Origin of the sequence: uncultured Bifidobacterium sp., from assembly GCF_959020145.1 — a bacterium.
Classification (GTDB): Bacteria; Actinomycetota; Actinomycetes; order Actinomycetales; family Bifidobacteriaceae; genus Bifidobacterium.
Genome location: NZ_CAUEQY010000035.1, coordinates 1 through 10,625 on the forward strand (window position 1 = coordinate 1; position 10,625 = coordinate 10,625).

The following is a 10,625-nucleotide window of genomic DNA, read 5'->3' on the forward strand; positions in this document are numbered from 1 at the left end:
AACATCAGCACCGACCTGTGGGGCATCTTCTACGAAGACATCAGCTACTCCGGCGACGGCGGACTCAACGCCGACCTCGTACAGAACGGCGCATTCGAATACAATCGCGCCGACTCCTCCGACTGGAGCAACTACAGCTTCTGGCGCAAAATCGTGCCCGCCGGCTCCTTCGCAGCCTTCGACGTGCTCACCGACAATCCGGTAGCCGAAGAAAACCCGCACTATGCGTCCGTCGAAGTCGAACAGGCGCCGGCTTCGCTTGAAAATATCGGCTGGGACGGCATGGTCTTCCGTGCCGGCGAAACCTACGATTTTTCCGCATGGATGCGTATTTCCAGCAATTGCGAAGCTTCCGCGCTTCCCGTCACCGTCGCTCTGATTGACGACGATGGAAATGCGATTGCAGAACAAGATATCACCGTCGATTCCAACGATTGGCGTAAGCAAGAGGTTTCGCTGACGGTTTCCGGTGAAAGCAATGCCATCGTTGTACATGAAGGCGCTTTGCGACTTACCTTCACCACGGAAGGTACCGTCGATCTTGATTTCGTTACCCTCGAACCACGCACCACCTACAACGGGCTCAAGCATTTCCGTCCCGATTTGGTCAAGGCGCTCGCCGACCTGCAGCCGCGCTTCATGCGCTTCCCGGGCGGCTGCATCACCCACGGTCTTGGCATGGATAACATGTACCACTGGGATCGCACCATCGGTGATGTTGAGCATCGGCCGCACAATTTCAACCTGTGGGGCTACCACCAGTCGTTCCGTATCGGCTACTACGAATACTTGTGCCTGTGCGAAACCATTGGCGCGAAGCCGCTGCCGGTGCTGCCCGCCGCCGTGAGCTGCCAGAACACCAGTCAGGGCCCGGTGCCGATCGCGCAGAAAGACATGCCGGCATACATCGATGAAGTGCTGCATTTGGTCGAATTCTGCAATGGCGATGCCGCGACCACCGAATGGGGTGCCAAGCGTGCCGCCATGGGTCATCCGGAACCGTTCAACCTTGAATATTTGGGCATCGGCAACGAAGATCTCATCGATGACGTGTTCAGGAACCGCTTCCAGCAGATCTTCGACGCGGTCAAGGCCACCTACCCGGATATTGTTGTGGTTGGCACGGTCGGTCCGGCTCCGAGCGGTCCCGACTACGAGGCTGGTTGGCAGTATGCGCGTGAAGCCGGAGTTCCCATCGTTGACGAGCATTCCTATCAGTCCTCCAGCTGGTGGTTCCACAATCTCGACCACTACGACACCACGGATCGTGAGGGCCCGAAGGTGTACTTGGGCGAGTATGGTTCGTGGAACACGCAGCTGATCAACGGTCTTTCCGAAGCGGCGTTCATGGGTCGCATGGAATTGAACGGCGATGCCGTGGTCATGTCTTCGTATGCGCCGCTGTTTGCCAAGAACGGACATCACAGCTGGAATCCTGATCTGATCTACTTCGACAACGAACGTACCTACCTGCCGTACAGCTACTGGGTGCAGCAGATGTATGCCACCACCACGTCCGATACCGCATGGCCGGTCGCGGTGGAAGGCAAGACCACGCTGCGTCGCGAACTGCCACCAACCGTTGGCCTGCGCTTGGAAGGTGCCGCTCACGCCGACATCACCAACTTCAGCGTTGACACCGCTGATGGCCGCCATGTCGATCTTGAGGACTGCCATTACGCAGGCAATGGTCCGATGAACACGAGCCTCAACATTGACTCTGACGCCTACACCATCAACGCCACCATCACCTACTATCAGGGTCGTTGGGGCTTGCAGCTGGTCCACGGCGACATCAACGGCAAGAACCACAACATCACCTCCTTCGGTCGTGCTTTCGAAATCAAGGTGGTGCGCGACGGTACCGCCTACAATCTTGACGGCACCGAATGGTCCATGGACGAAGTGTTCCCCGGAACCGTGTGGCAGGTGCGCATCGAAGTGGCCGATCGCGGCGAAAGCATGAAGCTGTATATCGATGGAGAGCTTGTTGCACAGGGTGTTGAGAAGCCGGAAGAGCCCCGCCGTACCGTCACCGTGGCTCGCAATGATGCTGAAGGCGTCACCTACGTGCGTATCGTCAACGCGCTCGACGCTGAAGCCGAGATTGATCTGAACCAGGTGCTTGACGAGCTTGGTGTTTCCGCGGAATCCCGCGCTTCGGCAACTGCCACCGTGCTCGCCGGAACCGACCCGTACGCCGGTGAAATCGGCAAGGCTTCGCCAACCGTTCCGGTTGAAACCGCAATCGACCTAATCAGCGGCGCCTACACCGCCCCCTCCTGGTCCTTCACCACCCTCACCTTCCATGACTAATCGCGGAAAGCGTTTCAGCGCTACGTCGCAAAACATATGGAGGTGCGTTGGTTAATCCCACTGCCATCGATGAATAACGCGGCTTCCGAAGCAAGACTGCCATCGAGCGTAGGCTGGAGGCATGAGCAAACACCATCGTGACCGCAGCTGGGCGCCAGCACCGCAACCACTTCCCGAGAACGCGCACGTCATCGACAACCACACGCATGTGGCGTCCGTCGTGCCGTTCTCGCGGGCCATGAGCCACGAAGCGCAAGAAAAAGGACAGCCGGAAGTCCCCGTATACAGCGTCGACGAACTGCTGAACCAAGCGCAACAAGTCGGAGTCGAAGGCGTCATCGACTGCGGATGCGAACTGCCGAACCTCATGACGGCCATCGACATGGCACGCGAACACCCCCAAACCGTGCATGCGGCCATCGCCATACACCCCAACGAATCCGTGCTCCACGGTCACCGCGGGGTGCCGGGCCCAGACGGGTTGCCGCTCAAATACAAGCCATGGCACGACACCAGCTTCGAAGACGCCATGGCCGAAGTGCACCGCCTCGCCACCGCCTACCCCAACCAGGTTGTGGCCATCGGCGAGACGGGCATGGACCTCTTCCGCACCGGAGAAGCCGCCAAAGAACTGCAGCGAGAAGCCTTCCGCGCGCACATCGCGCTCGCGAAAGAACTGAACCTGCCCATGCAGATCCATGATCGCGATTCACATAAGGAAGTCATCGAAACGCTGCTGGCGGACGGCGCTCCCGAACGGACCGTGTTCCACAGCTATTCCGGTGATGCCGAAATGGGTGAGATCGCACGTGAAAACGGTTGGTATCTCAGCCTTTCGGGCACATCCAGCTATAAGGGCAACGATGGTATTCGCGAGTCGGCGCGCATTGTCGGATTGAGCCATGTCATGGTCGAAACAGATGCCCCCTACCTAAGTCCGATGCCGTATCGGGGCCGCACCAACGCGCCATACATGATCCCCTACACCCTGCAGTCGTTGGCGAATTATCTCGATAAACCGCTGACGGAAGTCGCGCAGGCAACGCGAAAGACCACGCGCGAAGTGTACGGAATCTGAACAAATTCCGAAAATCGACAGGACGGAAACGATTTATCCGAAAATAAGAGAGAGTAAGAGAAAGACAAGAGGTAAAATAAGAAAAAAACCCACAGGAAGTTTACTTCGTGCGAGATCAAGAATCGCAAGAAACAATGTGAAGATTTGACAAGACTTCGTAAGGCTCCTAACGTGCCTTTTTGCGTTTATTTTGGGGAGTGGGTTGGAAGGCCCGCCACTTGGAGGTAGCGTTATGGCTAACGAGCCAAACGAGGATGAGCCGCTGTTTCACGCAGCCACATACACGCAGGCGCCGAAGGTTTCGCACAAGGTGCTGACTAAGGAAGAGCGACAGGTGCTGATCAAGCAGCACGAGGAGAAACAGCAGGAGGCCGCCAAACTTGACCAGGTGGCCAGCAAGGGTCCCGTCGGTCGTTGGTGGAGCCGTCTGCAATCCGGTCCAAACAGAATCACGCCCGCCATGGCGATCGTGGCGTTGGGCGTGGTATATGGCGATATCGGCACCTCGCCGCTGTACACCATGCAGACGTTCCTCAACGGGCAGGGCGGACTTGCGCATGCCGACCGCGAAGCCGTGCTCGGCGTGCTTTCGTTGGTGTTCTGGTCAATCACGCTTATCACCACCGTCAAATACGTGCTGATTGCCATGCGTATCGACAACAAGGGCGAAGGCGGCATTTTCGCGCTGTACTCGTTGGTTCGAAAGTACGGTGCATGGCTTGCGATTCCTGCCATGCTCGGCGGCGCCGCGTTCCTCGCCGATTCCGTACTCACCCCGGCTGTGTCCATCAGCTCGGCAGTGGAAGGCTTGGAGACGCTACCAGCTTTTGAAAAACTTTTCACTGAAAACAAGCAGCTGACCCTGATGATCACCGCGGCCATCATTCTGATGCTGTTCTCTGTGCAGTCGCGTGGCACCGAGCGTATCGGCAAGGCGTTCGGTTCGGTCGTGCTTGTCTGGTTCTCGTTCCTGGCGGTTGTCGGCTTGGCGAACCTCAGTCAGTATTGGAGCGTGTTCGCGGCGCTCAACCCCGTGTACGGTGTCAGATTCCTGTTCAGCAGCCATAATGCCGCCGGGCTTGCCATCATGGGTACGGTGTTCCTGTCAACCACCGGTGCCGAAGCGCTTTATTCCGACATGGGTCATGTTGGCCGTGGCAACATCTATTTCACGTGGCCGTTCATCAAAATCGCGCTTGTGCTCTGTTATTTCGGCCAAGGCGCATGGATGCTCAATCATTGGGATGATTCGGCTTACATCCGCACGCACGGTTTGAACCCGTTCTTCGAAATGATGACGCCCAGCGTGCGTTACGTGGCCGTCGTGCTTTCCGTGGTCGCGGGCGTTATCGCATCGCAGGCGTTGATCACCGGCGCGTTCACGATGGTGTCTGAAGCCACCCATCTGAACTGGATGCCGCATCTTCAGGTCCGTTACCCGGCCCGTACCCGCGGTCAGCTGTACATTCCTGTGGTCAATGCGGTGCTTTGCGTTTCCACGCTGTTGGTTTTGGCGCTATTCCGTGATTCCGAGCATATTTCCGCGGCGTATGGTCTGGCGTTGACCATCACCATGATCACTACCACCATTCTGCTTGCCGTCTACATCTGGCATTCGGGGCGTCGTATCGGAGCGGTCGTATTCACCGTGCTGTTTCTTGCGATCCAATTCATGTTCTTCTTCGCTTCCATGGCGAAGTTCCTGCATGGTGGTTGGTTCACGATGCTGCTTACCTTCGCGATTCTGCTGGTTATGTACACGTGGAACGAAGGCACGAAGCTGGAACGTGCGCAGCGTCGCCATATGCAGCCCGCCGAATGCCTACCGGTGCTGAAGCGGTTGCATGATGACGATACGATTCCGTATTTTGCCGACAATATCGTCTATCTCACGTCGGATCCGGAGACGAAGCGTATCGATACCGATATCTTCTTCTCGATTTTCGCCGACCATCCAAAACGTGCCCGCGCTTGGTGGGCTGTTTCCGTCGAGACTGCCGATGAGCCGTTCACCCGCGAGTATTCGGTTGAGAATTTCGGTACGGATTATATGTTCCGTGTTCGCATTCGGCTTGGTTTCAAGGTTTCTCAGTCGATTCCAGCTTACATTCATCAGATCATGAACGATTTGTCGAAGTCGGGGGATCTGCCGAGGCAGGAAAGCCGCTATCCGAAGCTTGATGCTGATCCGAATATCGGTCCGATTCGATATGTGCTGATACACAAGGCGCTTATGCCTGAGTCGAAGGTGTCGCAGCGTGGCGCGATTTCTTTGGAAGTCAAGTATGCGATTCGTCATTTTGCGGGATCTCCGGTCAAATGGTTCGGCCTTGCGCCTTACAATCCGCTGATTGAGATACAGCCGCTGTTCCTCGCGACTCAGCGTCCTCCGCGGCTAAAGCGTGTGTGAAACAAGCCGTGAAACGGGCTGCGTGATGATGGCGATCGTATCTGCCATCGTCGCGCAGCCCGTTTTCGTAGGGCATTTTGTAGGTTTTTGCATGGTCTTATCTCGAAGAATCGTTGGAATCACGCTGTTTTTCGCACGCTATAAGCAATGTCGATAGCCATATGCGCGCGTTGCATTACAAGCCCTGTAGAGTAATCAACCATGTGCAGATTACTTGGATTCGCGGCAGCCGGAAGCAACACCAGTCTCAATGGCGTGCTCGGCATGCAGGCCGTACGCGATTTCCGGAATCTGAGCGAAATCCACAACGATGGCTGGGGCTCCGCGCTGGTCACCGTGCCGAGCGAATCGCCGTACCTGCGTGACGGTGGCGCTCCCACCCCGGAAACCGGCACCGCCGTCTACAAGAACACGATCGCAGCCCGACATGATCCGATTTTCGACGAGCTTGCGAACACTCCGGCTCGTGGAGGCCTGTGGCACCTGCGTTTGGCCAGCTCGAACCTGCCGTTGATTCTCGAAAACCAGCAGCCGTTCTACGCCAACGGATTGAGCTTCATCCACAATGGCGATATTTCCGACGATCAGGGTCGCAACATCATCACCAACCGCGCGTTCCCGGTCGATCCCAACATCGTGCAGTCCACTGGCGGCCGTTCCGATTCCGCCATTTTCTTCGCAGTGATCCTGCAGTACATCGGTTTTGGTTTCGCACTCGACGAGGCGGTCGCGCAGGCGGTGCGCGAACTGCGCAAAAGCTATCCGAAGTCCAGCTACAACTGCATGATCCAGAGCCAAGACCAATTCATCGCTCTGTGTGCGGCCGGTCGTGAGGTCACGTCCAAGCGCATTGTGGAAATCTATGACCAGTACGGCCGTGGCGACCAGGCGCATGACTATCGTGTGATGCGCTATCGTACGCTCGGTGAATCCGAAGCGGATCAGGCTGCAGGCCAGCCGAAGGGCGTGGTTGTGGCCAGCTCCGGTTTCGATCAGTGTGCCGAAGATGGCTGGACTCGTTTGGAAAACAATCAGATGATCGTTGCTTCCAACCGTACCGGCGCATTCCGCGTGCGTTCCATCTGAAATCCGTAATCTGAAATCCGTATTTCGGAATTTTTCGGCTGAAACTTTCATCGGGGATTTCCAGTTTTTTTTCGACCGGATTCAGCATGCGGCAATCGTCATACAGCGCCTAAGATAGGCGGTATGACAACCGGATATATTCCTACACTCGCCCAAGTTGACGAACTGCATCGAAAAATCGCGCAATCGCAAGCCGCATACGATTTGATTCACGGACATTGCGTAGTCGTCGCCGACATCGCACGTCGCATGGCACGCAGGCAGAATGCACTGTTCACCCGCCGCTGCACACTACCGGACGATGCCCCTGAAAAAGCGGGCGATTTCGGCCTTAGGCTTACGCAAGACGGCAATGGAAGCGAATCGTTCGGTATGCTTCGCATCCCCTCCATTCCATCATCGGACGGGCTTACGGGTGGGACCGTTCCGCCGAGGCTGATCGACGAGCATCTGGTAGTGATCGGTGGTCTGCTGCATGATATCGGCACGTATTTTCTGCTCAAGCAAGACGGTTCCGACGGTGGACCGCTGAAATTCGACGGTCCGAATTACGTGCGGCATGGGCTTAAAGGCTACGAATATTTGTTGAATGAGGGTGTTGACGAGTCTATCGCGCAGTTCGCGCGCAACCACACCGGTGTGGGACTCACCAAAGAAGCGGTGGAATCGCAAGGATTGCCATTGCCTCCGGCTGACTATGTGCCCATGAATCTTGAGCAGGAAGTGGTGATGGTGGCCGACAAGTACAACAGCAAGTCGATTCCGCCGAAGTTCCTGACGGCCGAAGCCTATGCGCGCAAGGCGGCCCGTTTCGGCGAAAGTAACAGGCGCGAATGGCTGCGGCTGCTCGAACGATACGGCGTGCTTGACGTCACGCCGCTCGCTGAGCAGTACCACATGCGTATCGTCGAGTAGGGCAGACCGTTTCCAGAACACGCAAGCCCTTTGGAATTTGGCTAAAACCAGAATTCCAAAGGGCTTACCTATGGGCGCACGAAAGAGTCTATGTTCGTGCGCCCGTTGCACTAGGCGGCTAGTCGAGTTCCACGCTGTGCTCCATCGCATCGGCGATCTCCGGATTGGTGGTCACCACGATGATGGCGCGCCTGCGATCGGCATCGCGCTTGAACTTCTTCAACAGATCCAACACCACGGCCGCATCGTCGGCATCCAATCCAGCGGTCGGCTCGTCGGCGATGATCACTTCAGCCTCGCAGCTCAGCGCACGAGCGATGGCCACGCGGCGCTGGTTCAGTTCGCTTACTTCGCCGACTGCCAGGCCGGACGTCACTTCGTCGAAGCCCACGCGCTTGAGCAGTTCGCGGGCGATCACAGGCTTCGGCTTGAGGAAGTTGCGGTTCGACGCATCCATGGCGTACAGTACATTGCTTTCCGCGTCGAGATCGGGGCGGAAAGCGAAACGTTGCGGAATGAATCCGATGCGGTGTCCCAACATTTCGACCGGTTCGACGTCGCTCAGGTTGGTGCTTTTGTGCATCACGTTGCCGCGGTCCGTGCGTACCATGCCGACCATGGTGGCCAGCAACGCCTGATGCTGTTCGCGATCCTCCGCGTCCACGAGCACCGCATGCGTGGCGCCCGCATGGAACGACAGCGACAGGTCGTCGAGAATATTGCGGCCGGTCTTGCGATTGGTCACGGTCACATGATCGAGTGCGAACGTCGGATTCGCTTTGAAGAAAAACGCATCCTTCTTGCGATGATGCTTGATTTCGCGGTCGAGCTGTGAGGAGACGCTGGTTGCGGAATCGGCTTTCACCATTTCATGCGATTCCAGCACGGTCGGTTCGTCGGAAGAACGCAAGGCAAGCGTTTCCCTCACCTGATTCGCATTGTTGGCGACCACATCCGAACCATCCGCAGTATCAGCAGCAGTTGCAGCGTCATCTGCAACTTCAGTGGTATCTGCATTATCTGCAGATACCACAGCATCGCCGTCGGCAGCTACTGCAGTATCGCCATCGTTTACATCGTCGGGAATTTCCGCGCCGTCAGTTGCGGCAATTTCGATATCTGCATTGTCATCGTCGTATACCACCGCAAAATCGATGGATTCAATGGAATCAGCGGAAGATGCGTCAGCTGCAATATCGTCAGTCGCAACATCATCGACGGTCTCGTTTGATGCGGTCTCGGCAGTCTCGTCGACCACGGTCTCGTCGAGGTTCTCGTTCTTATCATTCATGTTGTCGCTCATGCCTTCACCTCCGAGCGTTCCTCAAACAGTTGGTTCAGGTTGAAGCAGGCCACGCGCGCGAATGCCACGATGCCAAGCACCAGGCATGCGCCCAAGCCGTACCAGATCACGTTCCACACCGAAGCGGACGTCATCGACACAGCCTGCCCGCCGGCCCATGCGGTGCCGATCGGCTTCGCCAACAGCGCGCCCGCAACCAAACCGACAATCCAACCCGGAACCGTCATCATGAACGTTTCCAGCATGAACTGCCATCCCAAACGGCCCTTGGTCACACCTGTGATCATCGCCATGCCGATCTCATCGCGGCGGCCGCCAATCGCAGCACATGCAATCAATGCCAGCAAAGCGATGCCACCGACAATCGTCACGGCAATCAGCATGATGCGCGCTGCCGAAGCGGCGGAATCAAGCGGCTCGATCGACTTCTTGTAAGCGGTAAGCGACGGCGAGGTGATCTCGTACGTCTTCGTGTCCAACTTGGCCTTCTTCACCAAGCGCACGAACGTGTTGTAGGTGGAAGGATTCGCCAGCGAGAAGATGATATTCAGATTCGGAATGGCCCAGCCTTCCGCATCCGTCGTGTCAAGCCCGTTCTTGGCGAAATTGAGATACGTCGTGTAGATCACGTTCTCACGATTGTCCTTCGCATACTTCGCGTCGGATCCGTTGCCTTCCGGCACGTCGCTGTCGTATTCGTAAATGCCGCGCACGGTGAACGTGTATGTGTCGGAAGCCTTCGACGGATTGCCGACCGTCACCTTGTCGCCGATCTTGAGATTGTTCTTATCGGCCAGCGCTTGCGAGATGAGTACGCCGTCGCTCTGCGTCTTATAGCTCAGATGCTTGCCTTTGACCACTTTGTAGTAGCCGTAATCGTTGATTTTCGCGGCGTCCAACGTGTAGAACGCCTGCAGGGTCAGGTTGCCGCCGGTCTTGTCTTCGCTGGTATCGTTTTTCGCGGCGATTGCCTGCAACGACTTGCTTTCGCGCACCGGCACCGATGTTGCCAACGTGTAATTGAAGGTCACGTTGTTGCTCTGTGCGGCCGTTGCATACGTGCTGTACTTTTCCCACGTCAAATACTTGTCGGTATAGCTGGAATCGGCACCGTCGCGCTTGGCTTGTGTTTGCGCGTTCGGCCGAATCACCGCCGTGGCTTTTTGCGACTGGTATGTTTCATTATTGGCGGTGTCGTCGGCTCGAATCACTGCCAAGTCCACGGCAGCCGAGAAAGACACCAGTAGTGCGAGTAGGGCGATCAGCGCGGTGCGCCATTTGACGCGGCCGAGCGCCGCCCATGCGTTCTTGAGAACGAACATGCGGTACTTCTCCAGTTCTCTGTTATAGCGCGCCGGCGCATGCCGACGTCAGCGTTGGCCGGGACGCGCGCTCCGCAGCAAGGCAGGCCCGTAGCGCATGGTGCGTCCCGTGCAATCATCTTGGGCTTCCAACGTGATTGTTTTCTTGCGCAACACTGTTATACCCCTGCATGAAGTCTGAATGATTCCTGAAAA

7 protein-coding genes are annotated in these 10,625 nt (G+C 56.9%); 5 read left to right on the forward strand and 2 right to left on the reverse strand.

The window, feature by feature from the left end; genetic code table 11:
* Positions 1-3 precede the first annotated feature (3 nt).
* From Q5H33_RS07210 to Q5H33_RS07230, 5 genes are all read left to right on the forward strand, one after another.
* Positions 4-2,316, forward strand: a complete 2,313-nt coding sequence (locus tag Q5H33_RS07210; RefSeq protein WP_302423775.1) for an alpha-L-arabinofuranosidase C-terminal domain-containing protein — start codon at positions 4-6, stop codon at positions 2,314-2,316.
* A gap of 121 nt (positions 2,317-2,437) precedes the next feature.
* Positions 2,438-3,394 (forward strand): TatD family hydrolase, encoded by a 957-nt coding sequence (locus tag Q5H33_RS07215; RefSeq protein WP_022245599.1) that lies wholly within the window; start codon positions 2,438-2,440, stop codon positions 3,392-3,394.
* 232 nt (positions 3,395-3,626) lie between these two features.
* Positions 3,627-5,804, forward strand: a complete 2,178-nt coding sequence (locus Q5H33_RS07220) for a KUP/HAK/KT family potassium transporter (RefSeq protein ID WP_004223414.1) — start codon at positions 3,627-3,629, stop codon at positions 5,802-5,804.
* 201 nt (positions 5,805-6,005) lie between these two features.
* Positions 6,006-6,890, forward strand: coding sequence for a class II glutamine amidotransferase (locus Q5H33_RS07225; protein ID WP_004223410.1), 885 nt, complete (start codon positions 6,006-6,008; stop codon positions 6,888-6,890).
* Between the two features lie 123 nt (positions 6,891-7,013).
* Positions 7,014-7,805, forward strand: coding sequence for an HD domain-containing protein (locus Q5H33_RS07230; protein WP_004223407.1), 792 nt, complete (start codon positions 7,014-7,016; stop codon positions 7,803-7,805).
* A gap of 118 nt (positions 7,806-7,923) precedes the next feature.
* Here the strand turns inward: Q5H33_RS07230 and Q5H33_RS07235 are convergent, their stop codons facing one another.
* Together Q5H33_RS07235 and Q5H33_RS07240 are read right to left on the reverse strand one after the other, a co-directional pair.
* Positions 7,924-9,108, reverse strand: coding sequence for an ATP-binding cassette domain-containing protein (locus Q5H33_RS07235; protein ID WP_126016623.1), 1,185 nt, complete (start codon positions 9,106-9,108; stop codon positions 7,924-7,926).
* Entirely contained in the window at positions 9,105-10,430 is a 1,326-nt protein-coding gene (locus tag Q5H33_RS07240) for an ABC transporter permease (protein WP_118279864.1), read from the reverse strand. Before Q5H33_RS07240 ends, Q5H33_RS07235 begins: the two co-directional genes overlap by 4 nt.
* Between the last annotated feature and the right edge of the window lie 195 nt (positions 10,431-10,625).

Excerpts from the sequence above, each read along its gene's own strand:
- Q5H33_RS07215 (WP_022245599.1), top strand. The coding sequence starts at position 2,438 with ATGAGCAAACACCATCGTGACCGCAGCTGGGCGCCAGCACCGCAACCA.
- Q5H33_RS07220 (WP_004223414.1), top strand. The coding sequence starts at position 3,627 with ATGGCTAACGAGCCAAACGAGGATGAGCCGCTGTTTCACGCAGCCACA.
- Q5H33_RS07225 (WP_004223410.1), top strand. The coding sequence starts at position 6,006 with ATGTGCAGATTACTTGGATTCGCGGCAGCCGGAAGCAACACCAGTCTC.
- Q5H33_RS07230 (WP_004223407.1), top strand. The coding sequence starts at position 7,014 with ATGACAACCGGATATATTCCTACACTCGCCCAAGTTGACGAACTGCAT.
- Q5H33_RS07235 (WP_126016623.1), bottom strand. The coding sequence starts at position 9,108 with ATGAGCGACAACATGAATGATAAGAACGAGAACCTCGACGAGACCGTG.
- Q5H33_RS07240 (WP_118279864.1), bottom strand. The coding sequence starts at position 10,430 with ATGTTCGTTCTCAAGAACGCATGGGCGGCGCTCGGCCGCGTCAAATGG.